At 70.7% G+C, this 20,963-nt stretch carries 20 protein-coding genes; 19 read left to right on the top strand and 1 reads right to left on the bottom strand.

Going from position 1 to position 20,963, the window contains the following annotated elements:
- The first annotated feature begins 562 nt into the window (after positions 1-562).
- The 7 genes from aroC to nusB all read left to right on the top strand — a co-directional run bounded on the left by aroC (position 563) and on the right by nusB (position 7,115).
- Positions 563-1,747: a chorismate synthase gene (gene aroC / locus OG408_RS07235; RefSeq protein ID WP_266776542.1), complete on the top strand. Its 1,185-nt coding sequence runs from the start codon at positions 563-565 to the stop codon at positions 1,745-1,747.
- Positions 1,744-3,375: a 3-dehydroquinate synthase gene (aroB, locus tag OG408_RS07230; protein ID WP_326668954.1), complete on the top strand. Its 1,632-nt coding sequence runs from the start codon at positions 1,744-1,746 to the stop codon at positions 3,373-3,375. Before aroC ends, aroB begins: the two co-directional genes overlap by 4 nt.
- Positions 3,372-3,812 carry a type II 3-dehydroquinate dehydratase gene (aroQ, locus tag OG408_RS07225; RefSeq protein ID WP_266776538.1) on the top strand — a complete coding sequence of 147 codons (441 nt, stop codon included), beginning with the start codon at positions 3,372-3,374 and terminating at the stop codon, positions 3,810-3,812. The genes aroB and aroQ overlap by 4 nt, the downstream gene beginning before the upstream one ends.
- A gap of 138 nt (positions 3,813-3,950) precedes the next feature.
- On the top strand, positions 3,951-4,859 hold the full coding sequence (locus tag OG408_RS07220) for a Pro-rich N-terminal domain-containing protein (RefSeq protein ID WP_326668951.1): 909 nt from the start codon (positions 3,951-3,953) through the stop codon (positions 4,857-4,859).
- Between the two features lie 98 nt (positions 4,860-4,957).
- Entirely contained in the window at positions 4,958-6,064 is a 1,107-nt protein-coding gene (locus OG408_RS07215) for an aminopeptidase P family protein (protein WP_266776534.1), read from the top strand.
- 50 nt (positions 6,065-6,114) lie between these two features.
- Positions 6,115-6,681: an elongation factor P gene (gene efp, locus OG408_RS07210; protein ID WP_014157376.1), complete on the top strand. Its 567-nt coding sequence runs from the start codon at positions 6,115-6,117 to the stop codon at positions 6,679-6,681.
- 2 nt (positions 6,682-6,683) lie between these two features.
- Complete coding sequence (gene nusB, locus OG408_RS07205) at positions 6,684-7,115, top strand: transcription antitermination factor NusB (RefSeq protein ID WP_266776532.1); 432 nt, start codon at positions 6,684-6,686, stop codon at positions 7,113-7,115.
- Between the two features lie 162 nt (positions 7,116-7,277).
- Here the strand turns inward: nusB and bldD are convergent, their stop codons facing one another.
- Complete coding sequence (gene bldD, locus OG408_RS07200; RefSeq protein WP_018103903.1) at positions 7,278-7,778, bottom strand: transcriptional regulator BldD; 501 nt, start codon at positions 7,776-7,778, stop codon at positions 7,278-7,280.
- A 221-nt stretch (positions 7,779-7,999) separates the two neighbouring features.
- Between bldD and pyrR the strand changes: the two genes are divergently transcribed.
- From pyrR to coaBC, 12 genes are all read left to right on the top strand, one after another.
- On the top strand, positions 8,000-8,584 hold the full coding sequence (pyrR, locus tag OG408_RS07195) for a bifunctional pyr operon transcriptional regulator/uracil phosphoribosyltransferase PyrR (protein WP_266776531.1): 585 nt from the start codon (positions 8,000-8,002) through the stop codon (positions 8,582-8,584).
- An 87-nt stretch (positions 8,585-8,671) separates the two neighbouring features.
- A complete protein-coding gene (locus OG408_RS07190) occupies positions 8,672-9,667 on the top strand; it encodes an aspartate carbamoyltransferase catalytic subunit (RefSeq protein WP_266776529.1) in 996 nt (331 codons plus the stop codon).
- A 2-nt stretch (positions 9,668-9,669) separates the two neighbouring features.
- Positions 9,670-10,956: a dihydroorotase gene (locus OG408_RS07185; RefSeq protein ID WP_266776528.1), complete on the top strand. Its 1,287-nt coding sequence runs from the start codon at positions 9,670-9,672 to the stop codon at positions 10,954-10,956.
- Positions 10,953-11,540, top strand: a complete 588-nt coding sequence (locus OG408_RS07180) for a PH-like domain-containing protein (RefSeq protein WP_326668946.1) — start codon at positions 10,953-10,955, stop codon at positions 11,538-11,540. The genes OG408_RS07185 and OG408_RS07180 overlap by 4 nt, the downstream gene beginning before the upstream one ends.
- Entirely contained in the window at positions 11,537-12,679 is a 1,143-nt protein-coding gene (gene carA / locus OG408_RS07175; protein WP_266776524.1) for a glutamine-hydrolyzing carbamoyl-phosphate synthase small subunit, read from the top strand. The genes OG408_RS07180 and carA overlap by 4 nt, the downstream gene beginning before the upstream one ends.
- On the top strand, positions 12,672-15,980 hold the full coding sequence (gene carB, locus OG408_RS07170) for a carbamoyl-phosphate synthase large subunit (protein ID WP_326668943.1): 3,309 nt from the start codon (positions 12,672-12,674) through the stop codon (positions 15,978-15,980). The genes carA and carB overlap by 8 nt, the downstream gene beginning before the upstream one ends.
- Positions 15,981-16,036: 56 nt before the next feature.
- Positions 16,037-17,146, top strand: coding sequence for a quinone-dependent dihydroorotate dehydrogenase (locus tag OG408_RS07165; RefSeq protein WP_326668941.1), 1,110 nt, complete (start codon positions 16,037-16,039; stop codon positions 17,144-17,146).
- The gene (gene pyrF / locus OG408_RS07160; protein ID WP_266776518.1) at positions 17,143-17,982 is read left to right on the top strand and encodes an orotidine-5'-phosphate decarboxylase; all 840 of its coding nucleotides are present in this window, start codon (positions 17,143-17,145) and stop codon (positions 17,980-17,982) included. The genes OG408_RS07165 and pyrF overlap by 4 nt, the downstream gene beginning before the upstream one ends.
- A 245-nt stretch (positions 17,983-18,227) precedes the next feature.
- Positions 18,228-18,551: an integration host factor gene (locus tag OG408_RS07155; protein ID WP_018524251.1), complete on the top strand. Its 324-nt coding sequence runs from the start codon at positions 18,228-18,230 to the stop codon at positions 18,549-18,551.
- 38 nt (positions 18,552-18,589) lie between these two features.
- A complete protein-coding gene (gene gmk / locus OG408_RS07150) occupies positions 18,590-19,207 on the top strand; it encodes a guanylate kinase (RefSeq protein WP_266776515.1) in 618 nt (205 codons plus the stop codon).
- A 104-nt stretch (positions 19,208-19,311) separates the two neighbouring features.
- Positions 19,312-19,584, top strand: coding sequence for a DNA-directed RNA polymerase subunit omega (gene rpoZ / locus OG408_RS07145; protein ID WP_003970369.1), 273 nt, complete (start codon positions 19,312-19,314; stop codon positions 19,582-19,584).
- 158 nt (positions 19,585-19,742) lie between these two features.
- A complete protein-coding gene (gene coaBC, locus OG408_RS07140; protein WP_266776513.1) occupies positions 19,743-20,945 on the top strand; it encodes a bifunctional phosphopantothenoylcysteine decarboxylase/phosphopantothenate--cysteine ligase CoaBC in 1,203 nt (400 codons plus the stop codon).
- The last annotated feature ends 18 nt before the right edge of the window (positions 20,946-20,963 follow it).

The raw sequence follows: 20,963 nt of genomic DNA, 5'->3' as shown, positions 1-20,963 counted from the left end.
TCAGTCAGCTGGTATTGGCTGGAGTAGTCAGAATCAGGAGTTCTCGGCTCGCGTTTATTTGCTTTACAGCTCGGCCACAGGGAACAATTGCGTCGTAACTATGCGCAGTCCTGGCTGGTACGGGCAGGGCACGGAGCTGCTGGAGTCCGGAGTGCAGGCTCAAGGTGGAGCTTGGAAGAAGGACCGCGGAAATTACAAGTATTATGCGGGTCCCGTGTACGTCAAGGCGGTAAACACCTGCGTTCGGTATACGGGAGGCGTGCAGTACGTCGATAACGGCGTATTTTGGGACAGCCACACCAGTCCTTACGGATGGTGTGGCTGATCCGTATTCACCAGGTGAATCGGCAACGGCTGCCGCAGGGAGCGTTCGCGCTTCGTGCGGCAGCCTTTTGCTGAGTACGGAGGAGTTGGCTCTCGCCCGAACGGCCAATGAGCCGTCCGTCTGATGGACCGGCGGCGGGCCGCGGTCCCCGGCCGTGGGAGGATCGGGGGCGGCGGGCCAGGGCCGCGCACCCGGTCGCGCCGTATGCAGTTACAGGCGCGAGCATGAGGAGCACCGTTGAGCAGGTTGCGCTGGCTGACCGCCGGAGAGTCGCACGGCCCCGCACTGGTGGCGACGCTGGAGGGTCTTCCCGCCGGTATCCCCGTCACCACGGAGATGGTGGCGGACGCGCTCGCCAGGCGACGGCTCGGATACGGGCGCGGCGCCCGGATGAAGTTCGAGAAGGACGAGGTCACCTTCCTCGGCGGGGTGCGGCACGGGCTGACCATGGGCTCGCCCGTCGCCGTCATGGTGGGCAACACCGAGTGGCCCAAGTGGGAGCAGGTCATGTCGGCCGATCCGGTCGACCCCGACGTGCTGGCCGCCCAGGCCCGTAACGCCCCGCTGACCCGCCCCCGGCCCGGCCACGCCGACCTCGCCGGCATGCAGAAGTACGGCTTCGACGAGGCCCGGCCGATCCTGGAGCGCGCCAGTGCCCGGGAGACCGCGGCGCGCGTCGCCCTCGGGGCCGTCGCCCGGTCGTACCTCAAGGAGACGGCCGGCATCGAGATCGTCAGCCATGTCGTCGAGCTGGCCGCCGCGAAGGCGCCGTACGGCGTCTACCCCGTGCCCGCCGACGTCGACAAGCTCGACGCCGACCCGGTGCGCTGCCTCGACGCCACCGCGAGCAAGCAGATGGTCGCCGAGATCGACCAGGCCCACAAGGACGGCGACACGCTCGGCGGTGTGGTCGAGGTGCTGGCGTACGGAGTGCCGGTCGGCCTCGGTTCGCACGTGCACTGGGACCGCCGCCTCGACGCCCGGCTCGCCGCCGCGCTCATGGGCATCCAGGCCATCAAGGGCGTCGAGGTCGGCGACGGCTTCGACCTGGCCCGGGTGCCGGGTTCGCAGGCGCACGACGAGATCCTGGTGACCGACGACGGGATCAGGCGTGCCTCCGGCCGCTCCGGCGGCACCGAGGGCGGACTGACCACCGGCGAGCTGCTGCGCGTCCGCGCCGCGATGAAGCCGATCGCGACCGTGCCCCGCGCGCTGGCCACGGTCGACGTGCAGACCGGTGAGCCGGCCAAGGCGCACCACCAGCGCTCCGATGTCTGCGCCGTTCCGGCCGCAGGGATCGTCGCCGAGGCGATGGTCGCGCTGGTCCTCGCCGACGCGGTCGCGGAGAAGTTCGGCGGCGACAGCGTCACCGAGACCCACCGCAACGTCCAGTCGTACCTCGACCACCTCCAGATCCGATGAGCCGTCCGCTGATCGTCCTGGTCGGGCCGATGGGCGTCGGCAAGTCCACGGTCGGTGAACTGCTCGCCGCCCGGCTGGGCACCGGCTACCGGGACACCGACGCCGACGTCGTCGCCACCGCGGGCAAGCCGATCTCCGAGATCTTCTACGACGAGGGCGAGGACCACTTCCGCGCCCTCGAACGGCAGGCCGTCCGGGCCGCGGTCGCCGAGCACGGGGGAGTCCTCTCGCTCGGCGGCGGCGCCGTCCTCGACGAGGAGACGCGCGCCCTGCTCGCGGACCATGCCGTCGTCTACCTCTCGATGGACGTCGACGAGGCGGTCAAGCGGGTGGGGCTGAACACCGCGCGCCCGCTGCTCGCCGTGAACCCGCGCCGGCAGTGGCGCGAACTCATGGAGGCCCGCCGCCACCTCTACACGGAGGTGGCCCGTGCGGTCGTCGCGACCGACGAGCGCACACCGGAAGAGGTCGCGCAGGCGGTCCTCGACGCACTGGAGCTGCCGGACGCGCCGTCCGGCCGGGAGACACGAACGATGACCGACCAGGCACCCACCCGCATCCAGATCGCCGGCAGCGCGGGCACCGACCCGTACGAGGTACTGATCGGCCGGCAGCTCCTGGCCGAACTGCCCACGCTCATCGGCACCCGGGCCAAGCGCGTCGCGGTCCTGCACCCCGAGGCACTCGCCGAGACCGGCGAGGCGGTCCGCCAGGACCTCGCGGACCAGGGCTACGAGGCCATCGCGATCCAGCTGCCCAACGCGGAGGAGGCCAAGACCGTCGAGGTCGCGGCCTACTGCTGGAAGGCGCTCGGCCAGACCGGCTTCACCCGCACCGACGTCATCGTCGGCATCGGCGGCGGCGCCACCACGGACGTCGCGGGCTTCGTCGCCGCCTCCTGGCTGCGCGGAGTGCGCTGGATCGCCGTACCGACGACCGTGCTCGGCATGGTCGACGCCGCCGTCGGCGGGAAGACCGGCATCAACACCGCCGAGGGCAAGAACCTCGTCGGCGCCTTCCACCCGCCCGCCGGGGTCCTGTGCGACCTGGCCGCGCTGGACTCGCTGCCGGTCAACGACTACGTCTCCGGCATGGCCGAGATCATCAAGGCCGGCTTCATCTCCGACCCGGTGATCCTCGACCTCGTCGAGGCCGACCCGCAGGGCGCGCGCACACCGGCCGGACCGCACACCTCCGAGCTGATCGAGCGGGCCATCCGGGTCAAGGCCGAGGTCGTCTCCAGCGACCTCAAGGAGTCCGGACTCCGCGAGATCCTCAACTACGGCCACACGCTGGCCCACGCGATCGAGAAGAACGAGCGCTACAAGTGGCGCCACGGCGCCGCCGTCTCCGTCGGCATGGTCTTCGCCGCCGAACTGGGCCGGCTCGCCGGACGCCTGGACGACGCCACCGCCGACCGGCACCGCGCCGTCCTGGAGTCCGTCGGACTGCCGCTCACCTACCGCGGCGACCAGTGGCCCAAGCTGCTGGAGAACATGAAGGTCGACAAGAAGTCCCGCGGCGACCTGCTGCGCTTCATCGTCCTGGACGGTCTCGGCAAGCCCACCGTCCTGGAGGGCCCCGACCCGGCGATTCTGCTCGCCGCCTACGGCGAGGTGTCGGCGTGACCCGCAGGGTGTTCGTCCTCAACGGACCCAACCTCGGCCGGCTGGGCTCCCGCGAGCCCGACGTCTACGGAGCCACTTCGTACGCCGGACTCGTCGAAGCCTGCCGCACCCTCGGCAAGGAGCTCGGCTTCGACGTCGACGTCCGCGAGACGAACGACGAGGGCGAGCTGATCCGCTGGCTCCACGAGGCCGCGGACGGTTCAATTCCGGTCGTTCTCAACCCGGGCGCCTTCACGCACTACTCGTACGGGATGCGGGACGCGGCAGCCCAGCGCACCGCGCCGCTGATCGAGGTGCACATCTCGAATCCGTACGCACGGGAGGAATTCCGCCACACCTCCGTGGTCGCGCCCGTGGCCACCGGGACCGTGGCCGGATTCGGTATCGGCTCCTACCGGCTCGCCCTGCGGGCGCTCGCGGACGAACTGACGGACTGACGCACCACCGCACCCGGAGGCCGGCCGGCCTCCGGGGCACTCCGGACCAGCCCCGGCCGTTCCCTCTGTGGCGGCCGGGGGCGGTACGGTTGCCGTTCCACCAGCGCCAGTTGCCTGTACGAGACGGAGTGCCACCGGATGCCGCACGCAGTGGGGGCACCGCTGCCGCCGCCCCAGGGACACGGAAACGGACCTGTCGGCTGGTCGCACCAGGCCCAGCACCCCGGCCACCAGGGCCCGCCGGTACCGCCGGCCGGTCCGCCCGCCCAGCCCCCGGCCGGTCATCCCGGCCCTCCGCCGGCCGGCCCGCCCGTTCCACCGCCGGCCACCCCGCCCGCCCACCAGGGCCAGAGCCAGGGCCAGGGCTGGAGCGGGCCCGCACCGCACCACGCCCCGGCCCCCGTCTCCCGGGAGACCACCGGGCACATCCAGCTGCCGCCGGGCGGGCCCGTGGGGCTGCCCGCACCGCCCGCCGAGCCCGGCACCGGCACCGCGACCCTCGCCGTGCTCCTGATCGGCCCGGCAGGCGCCGGGAAGACCACCGTGGCCAAGCTCTGGGCCAGCAGGCGCCGCGTCCCCACCGCCCACGTCAGCCTCGACGACGTCCGCGAGTGGGTCTGCACCGGCTTCGCCGACCCGCAGGCGGGGTGGAACGACCAGTCCGAGGCCCAGTACCGCCTGGCCCGCCGCACCTGCGGCTTCGCCGCCCGCAATTTCCTGGCCAACGGCATCTCCTGCATCCTCGACGACGCCGTCTTCCCGGACCGGCCCGTGGTCGGTCTGGGCGGCTGGAAGCGCCATGTCGGCCCCGGACTGCTGCCCGTCGTCCTGCTCCCGGGCCTGGAGATCGTCCTGGAGCGCAACGCCGCCCGCAGCGGCAACCGCCGCCTCTCCGACGAGGAGGTCGCCCGGATCCACGGCCGGATGGCCGGCTGGTACGGCTCCGGACTGCCGATCATCGACAACTCCACGTACGACGTGGAGACCACCGCGCGCGTCCTGGACGACATACTCGCCCGCTCCATAGCGAGCCCCCCGGCCTGGTGAGCCGGCGCCCGGCACGGGCGTCCGACGGCTGAGAGAGCCGTTCCACGGTCGGGTGCGCTGGCCGGGCGGGCAGGCTCCCGCGCTCGTACGCTCGATGTATGTCAGAGGTGTACGCCGTCCGCCGCGGGCTGCTCCGCGACCGGTGCGCCGCAGTCGGATCCGCGGCCGCCCTGGTCTCCCGCCCCGCCAATGTCCGCTACCTGGCGGGCGGAGCGCCCCCGGGTGCCGTGCTGCTGCTCGGCCCCGACGAGGACGTTCTGCTCTGCCCGCGCCCCCCGACCGGTGATCCGGGCGACGGGCGTACCGACGACCACCTGCGGGTGGATCTGCTGCCGGTGACCGGGGGCGATCCCGTGGTCGCCGCCGCTGGGCTGGCCACCGCCGGGGGAGCGGAGTCCCTGGCCGTCGAGGAACACGATCTGACGGTCGCCCGGCACCGGGCCATGGCCTCGGTCGCCCCGAAGCTCCGGCTGGCCGACCTCGGAGCCACCGTCGAGCAGCTGCGCATCGTCAAGGACGAGGAGGAGATCGGCTGCCTGCGGATCGCCGCCGAGATCACCGACCAGGCGCTGGGCGAGCTCCTCGAATCGATCCTCGTGGGCCGCACCGAGCGGCATCTCGCGCTGGAGCTGGAGCGCCGGCTGGTGGACCACGGCGCCGACGGTCCTGCCTTCGTGACGTCCGTCGCCACCGGTCCCAACTCCGGCCGGGGCCGTCACAGGCCCTCGGACCGACGGGTCGAGGAAGGAGATTTCCTCTCCGTCTGCCTCGGTGCGAACTACCGCGGCTACCGGTGCGAGATCGGCCGCACCTTCGTCATCGGCACGGCTCCGGCGGACTGGCAGATCGAGCTCTACGACCTGGTTTTCGCCGCTCAGCGGGCCGGACGCGAGGCGCTGGTGCCCGGCGCCGCCTACCGTGACGTGGACCGTGCGGCCCGTCATGTCCTGGACTCCGCGGGCCACGGTGAGGGCCTCGCACCCTGGACCGGGCACGGGGTGGGGCTCGAAATCGACGAGGACCCGCAGCTGGCACCCGCTGCCATGGGTAAACTGGACGCTTGTGTGCCGGTCACCGTCGAACCGGGGGTTCACCTCCCTGGCCGGGGCGGGGTCCGGATCGATGACACGCTCGTCGTGCGCCCCGAGGCGGACGGCGGACCCGAGCTACTCACCATTACGACCAAGGAGCTGCTCGCGCTCTAGCGCGCATCCTCGGTCGTTCCACCAGCTTCAGTCCAGGAGATTCCGCAACCGTGGCTTCCACGAACGACCTCAAGAACGGCCTGGTGCTCAAGCTCGACGGAGGCCAGCTCTGGTCCGTCGTCGAGTTCCAGCACGTCAAGCCCGGCAAGGGCCCTGCCTTCGTGCGCACCAAGCTCAAGAACGTGCTCTCCGGCAAGGTCGTCGACAAGACGTTCAACGCCGGCGTGAAGGTCGAGACGGCCACCATTGACCGGCGCGACATGCAGTTCTCGTACATGGACGGCGAGTACTTCGTCTTCATGGACATGGACACGTACGACCAGCTGATGGTCGACCGCAAGTCCGTCGGCGACGCCGCCAACTTCCTGATCGAGGGCTTCACCGCCTCCGTCGCCCAGCACGAGGGCGAGGTGCTCTACGTCGAGCTGCCGGCCGCCGTCGAGCTGACCATCCAGCACACGGACCCGGGCGTCCAGGGCGACCGGTCCACCGGTGGCACCAAGCCGGCCACGCTGGAGACCGGCTACGAGATCGGTGTCCCGCTCTTCATCACCACCGGTGAGAAGATCAAGGTCGACACCCGCTCGGGCGATTACCTCGGCCGGGTGAACAGCTAACCGTGGCTGCCCGGAACACGGCCCGCAAGCGTGCCTTCCAGATCCTCTTCGAGGCCGACCAGCGCGGTGAGTCCGTGCAGACGGTCCTCGCGGACTGGGTCCGGCACTCGCGGTCCGACACCCGTCAGCCGCCGGTCACCGAGTACACGATGGAACTCGTCGAGGGGTACGCGCAGTACGCGGACCGCATCGACGACCTCATCGTCACCTACGCCGTGGACTGGGAGATCGACCGCATGCCGGTCGTCGACCGGAACATCCTGCGGCTCGGTGCGTACGAGCTGATCTGGGTGGACGCGACACCCGACGCGGTGGTGATCGACGAGGCGGTGCAGATCGCCAAGGAGTTCTCCACCGATGACTCCCCGTCCTTCGTGAACGGCCTGCTGGCCCGTTTCAAGGAGCTCAAGCCGAACCTGCGCCGGGAGCAGTAGCCCCCGGCGGTGTTCTGCCGACGAAGGGCCCATGGTCGCGAGACCATGGGCCCTTCGGCATGCCGGCCTTCCGGGGGACGGTCCGGAAAACGGAAACGCCGGGTCCGGCGGGGCGCCCGGAGAGGGCCCCGCCGACCCGGCGGTACGTTTCTGCAGGGGTGGTCAGCCCTCGTCGTGAGCGACCGCGCGGCGCGCGTCCGCGTCCAGGACGCCCCAGCTGATCAGCTGCTCCGTGAGTACGGACGGCGACTGGTCGTAGATCACGGCCAGGGTGCGCAGGTCGTCCTGGCGGATCGAGAGCACCTTGCCGTTGTAGTCGCCGCGCTGGCTCTGGATCGTCGCCGCGTAGCGCTGCAGGGGTCCGGCCTTCTCCGGCGGGACGTGGGCGAGGCGCTCGAGCTGGAGAACGAGCTTCGGCGGCGGCTCGGCGGCCCCGCCGGGCGTCGTGCCGGGCAGGAGCTCCTGCACCGGAACGCCGTAGAAGTCAGCCAGCTCGGCAAGGCGCTGGACGGTGACGGCGCGGTCGCCGCGCTCGTACGAGCCGACCACGACGGCCTTCCAGCGGCCCTGCGACTTCTCCTCCACGCCGTGGAGGGAGAGGCCCTGCTGGGTGCGGATGGCGCGGAGCTTGGCCCCGAGCTGTTTTGCGTATTCGCTGGACATAAGGCTCCCCGGACGCTGGAACATTGTGCGGCTCCGCCGCGTGGCTGGTAACTCACTGTGAGGTTACGCAGCGTTACTTGGGTGCGTCAAGCTGAATGGTCCGTACCGGCACCTCCCGGGGGTGGGGCAAGGCCCCTGCTCAGGCCCTGGTAACGTGGATGACGCAATTTCGACGTCCTTTAAGATCCGTCCAGTGAGGCGGAGAAGGAGGTCCGTTTCTTATGGACGCACAGCACGACGCCACCGGCAATGCGGCACGCCCCGTTCTCGAGGCCCCCGACATCGCCCGAGTACTGACCCGTATCGCCCACGAGATCGTCGAACGCGCCAAGGGCGCCGACGACGTGGTGCTCCTCGGCATCCCGACCCGGGGCGTCTTCCTCGCCCGCAGGCTCGCCGACAAGCTCGAAGAGATCACCGGCCGGAAGATGCCGGTCGGCTCGCTCGACATCACCATGTACCGCGACGACCTCCGGATGCGCCCCGCGCGCGCCCTGGCCCGCACCGAGATCCCCGGCGAGGGCATCGAGGGCCGCCTGGTCGTCCTGGTCGACGACGTCCTCTTCTCCGGCCGCACGATCCGCGCCGCTCTCGACGCGCTCGGCGACATCGGCCGGCCCCGCGCGGTGCAGCTCGCGGTCCTCGTCGACCGCGGACACCGCGAACTCCCGATCCGCGCCGACTACGTCGGCAAGAACCTCCCCACGTCGCTGCGGGAGACGGTCAAGGTCCAGCTCGCCGAGGAGGACGGCCGCGACGCCGTGCTGCTCGGGGTCGAGCAGGCCGCCCCGGCGGTCGAGCAGTAGCTGCCCCTTCCGTACGGCCCGCCTGCCGTACGGCGGCTTCCGCACGCCCGCACGCCTGAACCCTCCAGCCACCCGGAGAACACCCAGATGAAGCGCCACCTCATCTCGGCCGCCGACCTCACCCGCGACGACGCCGTCCTGATCCTCGACACCGCCGAGGAGATGGCCAGGGTCGCGGACCGGCCGATCAAGAAGCTCCCGACCCTGCGCGGCCGTACCGTCGTCAACCTCTTCTTCGAGGACTCGACGCGTACCCGCATCTCCTTCGAGGCGGCCGCCAAGCGGCTGTCCGCCGACGTCATCAACTTCTCCGCCAAGGGCTCCTCCGTATCCAAGGGCGAGTCGCTCAAGGACACCGCGCTGACCCTGGAGGCGATGGGCGCCGACGCCGTCGTCATCCGGCACGGCGCCTCCGGCGCCCCGTACCGGCTGGCCACCTCCGGCTGGATCGACGGCGCGGTCGTCAACGCGGGCGACGGCACCCACGAGCACCCCACCCAGGCCCTGCTGGACGCCTTCACCATGCGCCGCAGGCTGGTCGGGCACGACACCGGACTCGGCAAGGACCTCGACGGCCGCCGGATCACGATCGTCGGCGACATCCTGCACAGCCGGGTCGCCCGCTCCAACGTCCACCTGCTCACCACCCTCGGCGCCCACGTCACCCTGGTGGCCCCGCCCACGCTGGTCCCCGTCGGCGTCGAGCAGTGGCCCTGCGACATCAGCTACAGCCTCGACGACGTGCTGCCGAAGTCGGACGCTGTGATGATGCTCCGTGTGCAGCGTGAGCGGATGAACGCCGCCTACTTCCCCACCGAGCGCGAGTACTCCCGCCGCTACGGCCTGGACGGCGAGCGGATGGCGAAGATGCCCGAGCACGCCATCGTCATGCACCCCGGCCCGATGGTCCGCGGCATGGAGATCACCGCCGAGGTGGCCGACTCCGACCGCTGCACGGTCGTCGAGCAGGTCGCCAACGGCGTCTCGATCCGCATGGCCGTGCTCTACCTGCTGCTCGGCGGCTCGGAGCCCGCCGCAGCTTCCCACCCGTCGCCCGCCGCCCGTACCGAGGAGAACAAGTAACCATGAGCAAGATCCTTATCCGCGGCGCGAAGATCCTCGGCGGCGAGCCCCAGGACGTCCTCATCGACGGCGAGACCGTCGCCGCAGTCGGCACCGGACTCGACGCGGGCGACGCCACCGTCATCGAGGCGGCGGGCCAGGTCCTGCTGCCCGGCCTGGTCGACCTCCACACCCATCTGCGCGAGCCCGGCCGCGAGGACTCCGAGACCGTCCTGACCGGCACCAAGGCCGCCGCGGTCGGCGGCTTCACCGCCGTCCACGCCATGGCCAACACCTTCCCCGTGGCCGACACTGCCGGCGTCGTCGAGCAGGTCTGGCGGCTCGGCAAGGAGTCCGGCTACTGCGACGTGCAGCCCATCGGCGCCGTCACCGTCGGCCTGGAGGGCAAGCAGCTCGCCGAGCTCGGCGCCATGCACGACTCGGCCGCCGGAGTGAAGGTCTTCTCCGACGACGGCAAGTGCGTCGACGACGCGGTGATCATGCGCCGCGCCCTGGAGTACGTGAAGGCGTTCGACGGGGTCGTCGCCCAGCACGCCCAGGAGCCCCGCCTCACCGAGGGCGCCCAGATGAACGAGGGCATCGTCTCGGCCGAGCTCGGACTCGGCGGCTGGCCCGCCGTCGCCGAGGAGTCGATCATCGCCCGCGACGTCCTGCTCGCCGCCCACGTCGGCTCCCGGGTGCACATCTGCCACCTGTCGACCGCAGGCTCCGTCGAGATCGTCCGCTGGGCCAAGTCCAAGGGCTGGAACGTCACCGCCGAGGTCACCCCGCACCACCTGCTCCTCACCGACGAGCTCGTCCGGTCCTACAACCCGGTCTACAAGGTGAACCCGCCCCTGCGCACCGAGGCCGACGTGCTGGCCCTGCGCGAGGCCCTCGCCGACGGCACCATCGACTGCGTCGCCACCGACCACGCCCCGCACCCGCACGAGGACAAGGACTGCGAGTGGGCCGCGGCCGCCATGGGCATGGTGGGCCTGGAGACCGCACTTTCCGTCGTCCAGCAGACGATGGTGGAGACCGGACTCCTCGACTGGGCCGGTGTCGCCGACCGCATGTCCTCGCGCCCCGCAGCCATCGGACGCCTCGAAGGACACGGCCGGCCCGTCTCGGAGGGCGAGCCCGCCAACCTCACCCTGGTCGATCCGGCATACCGTGGAGTCGTGGACCCCGCGGGATTCGCCTCCCGCAGCCGCAACACCCCCTACGAGGGGCGCGAGCTGCCGGGCCGAGTGACCCACACCTTCCTGCGGGGCCGTGCCACGGTCGTCGACGGGAAGCTCGCGTGACAACACTCAGCCCCACCCACCAGCTGCTCCACCTGGCCGCCGAGCAGAAGTCGGCGGAAGTGACCGACTGGTCCGCCCGCATCAGCTGGGTGATCGGACTGGTCGTCCTCATCGCGTTCGTCTACTGGCTGATGCGCCAGGGATGGAAGTGGCGCGGGAGCCTCCAGTCCGGTCTCTCCGACCTCGCGACCACCCCCGAAGGCTTCGCCGACGGCGAGAAGCTCCTCACCCTGACCGGGCGCTACCACGCCTCGACGACGGCCGGGCAGTGGCTCGACCGCATCGTCGCCCACGGCCTCGGCACCCGCAGCCGCGTCGAGCTCACCCTCTCCGAACAGGGCCTCGACGTCGTACGGCCCGGCGCGGCGGACTTCTTCGTCCCCGCCGCCGACCTGCGCGAGGCCAGGACCGACAAGGCACTCGCAGGCAAGGTCCTGCCCGAGGGCGGACTCCTGGTCATCACCTGGGCGCTCGGCGACCAGCTGATCGACTCCGGATTCCGCTCCGACCACTCGGCCGAGCACCCCGCCTGGGTCGAAGCCGTCAACCACCTCACCAGCACTACGGAAGGCACCGCACGATGACGATCTCCACCCGGGGAGCCGCCAAAGCTCCCGCCGTACTCGTCCTGGAGGACGGCCGCGCCTTCCGCGGCCGCGCCTACGGGGCTGTGGGGGAGACCTTCGGCGAGGCGGTGTTCTCCACCGGCATGACCGGCTACCAGGAGACGCTGACCGACCCCTCGTACCACCGCCAGGTCGTCGTGATGACCGCCCCGCACGTCGGCAACACCGGTGTGAACGACGAGGACCCCGAGTCCCGGCAGATCTGGGTCGCCGGCTACGTCGTCCGCGACCCCGCCCGCGTGCCCTCCAACTGGCGCTCGCAGCGCTCGCTCGACGAGGAGCTCGCCGGCCAGGGCGTCGTCGGCATCAGCGGCATCGACACCCGCGCCCTCACCCGCCACCTGCGCGAGCGCGGCGCCATGCGCGTCGGCATCTTCTCCGGCGACACCCTCGCCGACGACGAGACGCTGCTCGCCAAGGTGCGCCGGGCGCCCGAGATGAGCGGCGCCGACCTCTCCGCGGAGGTCGCCACCAAGGAGACGTACGTCGTCCCCGCGATCGGCACCAAGAAGTTCACCGTCGCCGCGATCGACCTCGGCATCAAGGGCATGACCCCGCACCGGATGGCCGAGCGCGGCATCGAGGTGCACGTGCTGCCCGCCACCGCCACCCTGGAGGAGGTGTACGCGGTGCGGCCCGACGGCGTCTTCTTCTCCAACGGACCCGGCGACCCGTCCACCGCCGACCACCCCGTCTCCGTCATGCAGGGCGTCCTGGAGCGGAAGACCCCGCTCTTCGGCATCTGCTTCGGCAACCAGATCCTGGGCCGCGCGCTCGGCTTCGGCACGTACAAGCTGAAGTACGGCCACCGCGGCATCAACCAGCCCGTGCAGGACCGCTCGACCGGCAAGGTCGAGGTCACCGCGCACAACCACGGCTTCGCCGTCGACGCCCCGCTCGACAAGGTCTCCGACACCGCCTACGGGCGTGCCGAGGTCTCCCACGTCTGCCTGAACGACCAGGTCGTCGAGGGCCTCCAGCTCCTCGACCGGCCGGCCTTCAGCGTCCAGTACCACCCCGAAGCAGCCGCCGGCCCGCACGACGCCGCGTACCTCTTCGACCGTTTCGTCACCCTGATGGAGGGCCAGCGTGCCTAAGCGCTCCGATATCCAGTCCGTCCTGGTCATCGGCTCCGGTCCGATCGTCATCGGCCAGGCCGCCGAGTTCGACTACTCCGGCACCCAGGCCTGCCGCGTCCTCAAGGCCGAGGGCCTGCGCGTCATCCTGGTGAACTCCAACCCGGCGACGATCATGACCGACCCGGAGATCGCCGACGCCACCTACGTCGAGCCGATCACCCCCGAGTTCGTCGAGAAGATCATCGCCAAGGAGCGCCCCGACGCGCTGCTCCCCACCCTGGGCGGCCAGACCGCGCTCAACACCGCGATCTCCATGCACGAGAACGGTGTCCTGGAGAAGTACGGCGTCGAGCTCATCGGCGCCAACGTCGAGGCCATCAACAAGGGCGAGGACCGCGACCTCTTCAAGGGCGTCGTCGAGGCCGTCAAGGCGAAGATCGGATACGGCGAGTCCGCCCGCTCCGTCATCTGCCACACGATGGACGACATCATCGAGGGCGTCGACACCCTCGGCGGCTACCCCGTCGTCGTCCGCCCCTCCTTCACCATGGGCGGCGCCGGCTCCGGCTTCGCCCACGACGAGGACGAGCTGCGCCGCATCGCCGGACAGGGCCTCATGCTCTCCCCGACCACCGAGGTGCTCCTGGAGGAGTCCATCCTCGGCTGGAAGGAGTACGAGCTGGAGCTGATGCGCGACAAGAACGACAACGTCGTGGTCGTCTGCTCCATCGAGAACTTCGACCCGATGGGCGTCCACACGGGTGACTCGATCACCGTCGCCCCGGCGATGACGCTCACCGACCGCGAGTACCAGCGGCTGCGCGACATCGGCATCGCGATCATCCGCGAGGTCGGCGTCGACACCGGCGGCTGCAACATCCAGTTCGCCATCGACCCGGCCGACGGCCGCGTCATCGTGATCGAGATGAACCCGCGCGTCTCCCGCTCCTCGGCGCTGGCGTCGAAGGCCACCGGCTTCCCGATCGCCAAGATCGCCGCCAAGCTGGCCGTCGGCTACACGCTCGACGAGATCCCCAACGACATCACCGAGAAGACGCCGGCCTCCTTCGAGCCGACGCTCGACTACGTCGTGGTCAAGGCCCCTCGCTTCGCCTTCGAGAAGTTCCCCTCCGCCGACTCCACCCTCACCACCACCATGAAGTCGGTGGGCGAGGCCATGGCGATCGGCCGGAACTTCACCGAGGCGCTCCAGAAGGCGCTGCGCTCCCTGGAGAAGAAGGGCTCGCAGTTCGCCTTCACCGGCGAGCCCGGCGACAAGGCGGAGCTGCTGGCCGATGCGGTCCGCCCGACCGACGGCCGGATCAACACCGTCATGCAGGCGATCCGGGCCGGCGCCACCCAGGAGGAGGTCTTCGAGTTCACGAAGATCGACCCCTGGTTCGTCGACCAGCTCTTCCTGATCAAGGAGATCGCCGACGAGCTGGCCGCCGCCGACAAGCTCGTCCCCGAACTGCTGGCCGACGCCAAGCGGCACGGCTTCTCGGACGCGCAGATCGCCGAGATCCGCGGCCTGCGCGAGGACGTCGTCCGCGAGGTCCGGCACGCGCTCGGTATCCGCCCGGTCTACAAGACGGTCGACACCTGCGCCGCCGAGTTCGCCGCGAAGACGCCGTACTTCTACTCCTCCTACGACGAGGAGAGCGAGGTCGCGTCCCGCACCAAGCCCGCGGTGATCATCCTCGGCTCCGGCCCCAACCGCATCGGCCAGGGCATCGAGTTCGACTACTCCTGCGTCCACGCCTCCTTCGCCCTGAGCGACGCCGGCTTCGAGACCGTGATGGTCAACTGCAACCCGGAGACGGTCTCCACCGACTACGACACCTCCGACCGCCTGTACTTCGAGCCGCTGACGCTGGAGGACGTGCTGGAGATCGTGCACGCCGAGTCCCTCGCGGGCCCGATCGCGGGTGTCATCGTCCAGCTCGGCGGCCAGACCCCGCTCGGCCTGGCGCAGGCGCTCAAGGACAACGGCGTGCCCGTCGTCGGCACCTCCCCGGAGGCGATCCACGCCGCAGAGGACCGCGGCGCCTTCGGCCGCGTGCTCGCCGAGGCCGGCCTGCCCGCCCCGAAGCACGGCACCGCGACCACCTTCGCCGAGGCCAAGGCCATCGCCGACGAGATCGGCTACCCCGTCCTCGTACGCCCGTCGTACGTGCTCGGCGGCCGCGGCATGGAGATCGTGTACGACGAGACCCGGCTCTCCTCGTACATCTCCGAGTCCACCGAGATCAGCCCCACCCGGCCGGTCCTGGTCGACCGCTTCCTCGACGACGCGATCGAGATCGACGTCGACGCGCTCTACGACGGCACCGAGCTCTACCTCGGCGGCGTCATGGAGCACATCGAGGAGGCCGGTATCCACTCCGGCGACTCCGCCTGCGCCCTGCCCCCGATCACACTCGGCGGCTACGACATCAAGCGGCTGCGCGCCTCCACCGAGGGCATCGCCAAGGGCGTCGGCGTCCGCGGACTGATCAACATCCAGTTCGCGCTCTCCGGGGACATCCTCTACGTCCTCGAAGCCAACCCGCGCGCCTCGCGCACCGTCCCCTTCACCTCGAAGGCGACCGCGGTGCCGCTCGCGAAGGCCGCCGCCCGCATCTCGCTGGGCGCGACCGTCGCGGAGCTGCGCGAGGAGGGCCTGCTGCCCAGGCACGGCGACGGCGGCACCCTGCCGCTGGACGCCCCGATCTCCGTCAAGGAGGCCGTCATGCCGTGGTCGCGCTTCCGCGACATCCACGGCCGCGGCGTCGACACGGTGCTGGGCCCGGAGATGCGCTCCACCGGCGAGGTCATGGGCATCGACTCGGTCTTCGGCACGGCGTACGCCAAGTCGCAGGCCGGCGCCTACGGCCCGCTGCCCACCAAGGGCCGCGCCTTCATCTCCGTCGCCAACCGCGACAAGCGCTCGATGATCTTCCCGGCCCGCGAGCTGGTCGCCCACGGCTTCGAGCTGATGGCCACCTCCGGCACCGCCGAGGTGCTCAAGCGCAACGGCATCAACGCCACCATCGTGCGCAAGCAGTCCGAGGGCGAGGGCCCGAACGGCGAGAAGACGATCGTCCAGCTGATCCACGACGGCGAGGTCGACCTCATCGTCAACACGCCGTACGGGACCGGCGGCCGGCTCGACGGCTACGAGATCCGCACCGCGGCCGTCGCCCGGTCCGTGCCGTGCCTCACCACCGTCCAGGCGCTCGCCGCGGCGGTCCAGGGCATCGACGCACTCAACCACGGGGACGTGGGCGTCAGGTCGCTCCAGGAACACGCGGAGCATCTGACCGCGGCCCGCGACTAGAGAAGCCAGCAGGGGGACACCGGAAACGGTGTCCCCCTCTTCATGAGGACACCGTGATGTACAAACTCTTCTTCCAGCTGGTCTTCAAGCGCATGGACCCGGAGCGCGCCCACTACGCCGCCTTCCGCTGGATCCGCCTGGCCGCCCGCATCCCCGTCCTGCGCACCTTCGTCGCCGCCGCGCTCGCCCCCCGCTACCAGGAGCTGCGCACCGAGGCCCTCGGCCTGCGGATGCACGGCCCCTTCGGCCTCGCCGCCGGCTTCGACAAGAACGCCGTCGCGATCGACGGCATGGCGATGCTCGGCTTCGACCACGTCGAGATCGGCACCGTGACCGGCGAGCCCCAGCCGGGCAACCCGAAGAAGCGCCTGTTCCGCCTGGTGGCGGACCGCGCGCTCATCAACCGCATGGGCTTCAACAACGAGGGCTCGGCCGCCGTCGCCGAGCGGCTGGGGGCCCGCAACCCGGTCTTCCGGACCACCGTCGGCGTCAACATCGGCAAGACGAAGGCCGTCGCCGAGGCCGACGCGGCCGCCGACTACGTGAAGTCCACCGAGCGGCTCGCCGCACACGCGGACTACCTCGTCGTCAACGTCTCCTCGCCCAACACGCCCGGACTGCGCAACCTCCAGGCCACCGAGTCGCTGCGCCCGCTGCTGACCGCCGTGCGCGAGGCGGCCGACCGGACCGTCTCCGGCCGACGCGTCCCGCTGCTCGTCAAGATCGCCCCCGACCTCGCGGACGAGGACGTCGACGCCGTCGCCGACCTCGCCGTGGAACTGGGCCTGGACGGCATCATCGCCACCAACACCACCATCGCCCGCGAGACCCTGGGCCTGAAGTCCCCGGCCGCCCTGACCGGGGAGACCGGCGGACTGTCCGGCGCGCCCCTCAAGGAGCGCTCCCTGGAGGTCCTGGGCCGCCTCTACGCGCGCGTGGGCGACCGGATCACCCTGGTCGGCGTCGGCGGCATCGAGAACGCCGAGGACGCCTGGCAGCGCATCCTCGCCGGCGCCACGCTCGTCCAGGGCTACAGCGCCTTCATCTACGAGGGCCCGTTCTACGCCCGCGCGATCCACAAGGGCCTGGCCGCGCGCCTGGCCGCCTCCCCGTACGCCACCCTCGCCGACGCGGTCGGCGCGGAAACCCGGAAGGCAGCGAAATGACCCCGGAACCCTTCGGCGCACGTCTGCGCCAGGCCATGGACACCCGTGGCCGGCTCTGCGTCGGTATCGACCCGCACGCCTCCCTGCTCACCTCCTGGGGGCTGAACGACGACGTCGCGGGCCTGGAGCGCTTCACCCGTACCGTCGTCGAGGCACTGGCCGACCGGGTCGCGGTGCTCAAGCCGCAGTCCGCGTTCTTCGAGCGCTTCGGCTCGCGCGGCATCGCCGTCCTGGAGAAGGCCGTCGAGGAGTCCCGTGCGGCCGGCGCGCTGGTCGTGATGGACGCCAAGCGCGGCGACATCGGCTCCACCATGGGGGCCTACGCGGAGACCTACCTGCACAAGGACTCGCCACTGTTCTCGGACGCGGTCACCGTCTCGCCGTACCTCGGCTTCGGATCGCTGCGGCCGGCGCTCGACGCGGCGGCGATCTCCGGCGCGGGCGTCTTCGTGCTGGCCCTCACCTCCAACCCGGAGGGCGCCGAGGTGCAGCGCGCCGCCGCGGCGGACGGCCGCTCGCTGGCGCAGGTGATGCTCGACCACATGGCCGCGGAGAACGAGGGCGCGACCCCGCTCGGCTCGGTCGGCGCGGTGGTCGGGGCGACGCTCGGCGACGCGGGTGTGAACCTCGCGATCAACGGCCCGCTGCTCGCGCCCGGCATCGGCGCCCAGGGCGCGACGCCGGCGGATCTTCCCGGGGTCTTCGGGGACGCGGTACGCAATGTGGTGCCCAGCGTGAGCCGGGGCGTGCTGCGCCACGGACCGGACGCGTCAGGGCTGCGCGAAGCGGCCGAACGGTTCGTGGACGAGGTCCGCGCGGCCGTCTCGGACGGCTGACACTGTCACGTAACAGCGTGTTGACGGAATCCTGAGCAAAAAACTCAGGTGTTATGCCAGGAATGTCCTGGTCGGCTGAGGCTGACCAGGACTTTTCGTCTGTTCTCGCTGACTCCGGCGGCCTTGGCCGCTAGTCTCCGTCGAGAGCCAACGAGCACAGGTTGTTCGCGGCTCACCAGGTGAGGGGCGATCCAGTCGCCTCACCGGTCCGTATCCGACAGATCGACATCCGAGGTGACGTAGGCGTGGCTCTTCCGCCCCTTACCCCTGAACAGCGCGCAGCCGCGCTCGAAAAGGCCGCCGCGGCTCGCCGGGAGCGGGCCGAGGTCAAGAATCGACTCAAGCACTCCGGCGCCTCCCTCCACGAGGTCATCAAGTCGGGACAGGAGAACGACGTCATCGGCAAGATGAAGGTCTCCGCCCTGCTGGAGTCCCTGCCCGGTGTGGGCAAGGTCCGTGCCAAGCAGATCATGGAGCGGCTCGGCATCTCCGAGAGCCGTCGGGTCCGGGGTCTTGGCTCCAACCAGATCGCATCCTTGGAGCGTGAGTTCGGCGGCAGCGCCGCCTGACGGTCTCAGGCACTCCTGAGAACCGGGATAATCGCTCCATGGCTGCAACATCCCGGGGGACGTCCCCCGTACCCCCGGACGTACGTCCGCGGCTGACCGTGCTCTCCGGCCCCTCGGGGGTCGGCAAGAGCACGGTCGTCGCGCATATGCGCAAGGTCCACCCCGAGGTGTGGCTCTCGGTGTCGGCGACGACCCGAAAGCCCCGCCCCGGCGAACGCAACGGCGTCCACTACTTCTTCGTGGACAACGAGGAGTTCGACAAGCTGATCGCCAACGGCGAGCTGCTGGAGTGGGCCGAGTTCGCCGGCAACCGCTACGGCACGCCCCGGCGCGCCGTGCAGGAGCGGCTGGAGGCCGGAGAGCCGGTGCTGCTGGAGATCGACCTCCAGGGTGCCCGGCTGGTCCGGCAGTCCATGGCCGACGCCCAGCTGGTCTTCCTCGCTCCGCCGAGCTGGGACGAGCTGGTGCGCCGGCTCACCGGCCGCGGGACCGAGGCGCCGGAGGTCATCGAGCGCCGTCTCGGTGCGGCGAAGGTCGAACTGGCCGCCGAATCCGAGTTCGATACGACCCTTGTCAACACCTCCGTCGAGGATGTCGCACGTGAGCTGCTAGCCTTGATGCTGGAGGCTTCCGGCCACCGTGCCACCGGTGAGTGAACGCGATCACGTCGCAACGCACCGCACCGACACGGCGGCACCGGCCACAAAGCCCCTGACTGTCAAAGATTTCTTTGATCTTCACCCCCTTCGGAAGGCAGAGAGTGTCCTCTTCCATCACCACGCCCGAGGGCATCATCAACCCGCCGATTGATGAGCTCCTCGAAGCAACCGACTCGAAGTACAGCCTCGTGATCTACGCCGCCAAGCGCGCGCGCCAGATCAACGCGTACTACTCGCAGCTCGGTGAGGGACTCCTCGAGTACGTCGGACCGCTCGTCGACACGCACGTGCACGAGAAGCCGCTCTCGATCGCGCTCCGCGAGATCAACGCGGGCCTGCTCACCTCCGAGGCCATCGAGGGCCCCGCGCAGTAAGCAGGAAGCACGGCACCTTCACCACGGGCCCGGCGGTCACCACCGCCGGGCCCGTGGTGTCTCACGGCGTCCCCCCGGGGCGACGGACCGGCACCCCCGGCGGTGAGGCAGCATGGGGACGTACGGAGCGCGTACGTATCCGAGTGCGGGGAGACGCAGTGGACAAGCCGAAGGTCGTTCTGGGGGTCAGCGGCGGCATCGCCGCGTACAAGGCGTGCGAGCTGCTGCGCCGGCTGACCGAGTCCGGCCACGACGTCCGGGTCGTCCCGACCGAGGCCTCGCTCCACTTCGTGGGTGCCGCCACCTGGTCGGCGCTCTCCGGCCACCCTGTCTCCACCGAGGTCTGGAACGACGTCCACGAGGTCCCGCACGTGCGGATCGGGCAGCACGCCGACCTCGTCGTCGTCGCCCCCGCGACCGCCGACATGCTCGCCAAGGCGGCCCACGGCCTGGCCGACGACCTGCTGACCAACACCCTGCTCACCGCCCGCTGTCCGGTCGTCTTCGCGCCCGCCATGCACACCGAGATGTGGGAGCACCCCGCCACCCAGGAGAACGTCGCCACGCTGCGCCGGCGCGGCGCCGTCGTCATCGAGCCCGCCGTCGGCCGCCTCACCGGCGTCGACACCGGCAAGGGACGGCTGCCCGACCCGGCGGAGATCTTCGAGGTCTGCCGCCGCGTCCTGGCCCGCGGCCCGGTCGCCCCCGACCTCGCCGGCCGGCACGTCGTGATCAGCGCGGGCGGCACCCGCGAACCCCTCGACCCGGTCCGCTACCTCGGCAACCGCTCCTCCGGCAAGCAGGGATACGCCCTCGCCCGCACCGCCGTCGCCCGCGGCGCCCGGGTCACGCTGGTCGAGGCCAACACCGGACTGCCCGACCCCTCCGGCGCCGACCTCGTCCACGTGGGCACCGCGGTGCAGCTGCGCGAGGCCGTGCTGAAGGCGGCCGCGGACGCCGACGTCGTGGTGATGGCGGCGGCGGTCGCCGACTTCCGGCCCGCGCAGTACGTGACGGGCAAGATCAAGAAGAAGGACGGCCAGGAGCCCGCTCCCATCGTCCTCGTACGCAATCCCGACATCCTCGCCGAGGTGTCCGCCGAGCGCGCCACGCCCGGGCAGATCGTCGTCGGATTCGCCGCCGAGACCGACGACGTCCTGGCCAACGGCCGGGAGAAGCTCCGCCGCAAGGGCTGCGACCTGCTGGTGGTCAACGAGGTGGGGGAGCGCAAGACCTTCGGCTCCGAGGAGAACGAAGCGGTGGTGCTCGCGGCCGACGGCGGCGAGACCGCGGTGCCGTACGGACCCAAGGAAGCGCTCGCCGACACGGTCTGGGACCTCGTGTCGGCGCGTCTCGGGTGAATTTCTCGTGTCGCCGCC

Source organism: Streptomyces sp. NBC_01257 (assembly GCF_035917255.1).
GTDB lineage: Bacteria > Actinomycetota > Actinomycetes > Streptomycetales > Streptomycetaceae > Streptomyces.
This window is presented reverse-complemented; position numbering and strand designations above follow the sequence as displayed.

Bases quoted from the DNA above. Each gene is read 5' to 3' on its own strand.
- aroB (WP_326668954.1), top strand. From the start codon at position 1,744: ATGAGCCGTCCGCTGATCGTCCTGGTCGGGCCGATGGGCGTCGGCAAG.
- OG408_RS07220 (WP_326668951.1), top strand. From the start codon at position 3,951: ATGCCGCACGCAGTGGGGGCACCGCTGCCGCCGCCCCAGGGACACGGA.
- OG408_RS07215 (WP_266776534.1), top strand. From the start codon at position 4,958: ATGTCAGAGGTGTACGCCGTCCGCCGCGGGCTGCTCCGCGACCGGTGC.
- bldD (WP_018103903.1), bottom strand. From the start codon at position 7,778: ATGTCCAGCGAATACGCAAAACAGCTCGGGGCCAAGCTCCGCGCCATC.
- pyrR (WP_266776531.1), top strand. From the start codon at position 8,000: ATGGACGCACAGCACGACGCCACCGGCAATGCGGCACGCCCCGTTCTC.
- OG408_RS07190 (WP_266776529.1), top strand. From the start codon at position 8,672: ATGAAGCGCCACCTCATCTCGGCCGCCGACCTCACCCGCGACGACGCC.
- OG408_RS07185 (WP_266776528.1), top strand. From the start codon at position 9,670: ATGAGCAAGATCCTTATCCGCGGCGCGAAGATCCTCGGCGGCGAGCCC.
- carA (WP_266776524.1), top strand. From the start codon at position 11,537: ATGACGATCTCCACCCGGGGAGCCGCCAAAGCTCCCGCCGTACTCGTC.
- OG408_RS07165 (WP_326668941.1), top strand. From the start codon at position 16,037: ATGTACAAACTCTTCTTCCAGCTGGTCTTCAAGCGCATGGACCCGGAG.
- pyrF (WP_266776518.1), top strand. From the start codon at position 17,143: ATGACCCCGGAACCCTTCGGCGCACGTCTGCGCCAGGCCATGGACACC.
- gmk (WP_266776515.1), top strand. From the start codon at position 18,590: ATGGCTGCAACATCCCGGGGGACGTCCCCCGTACCCCCGGACGTACGT.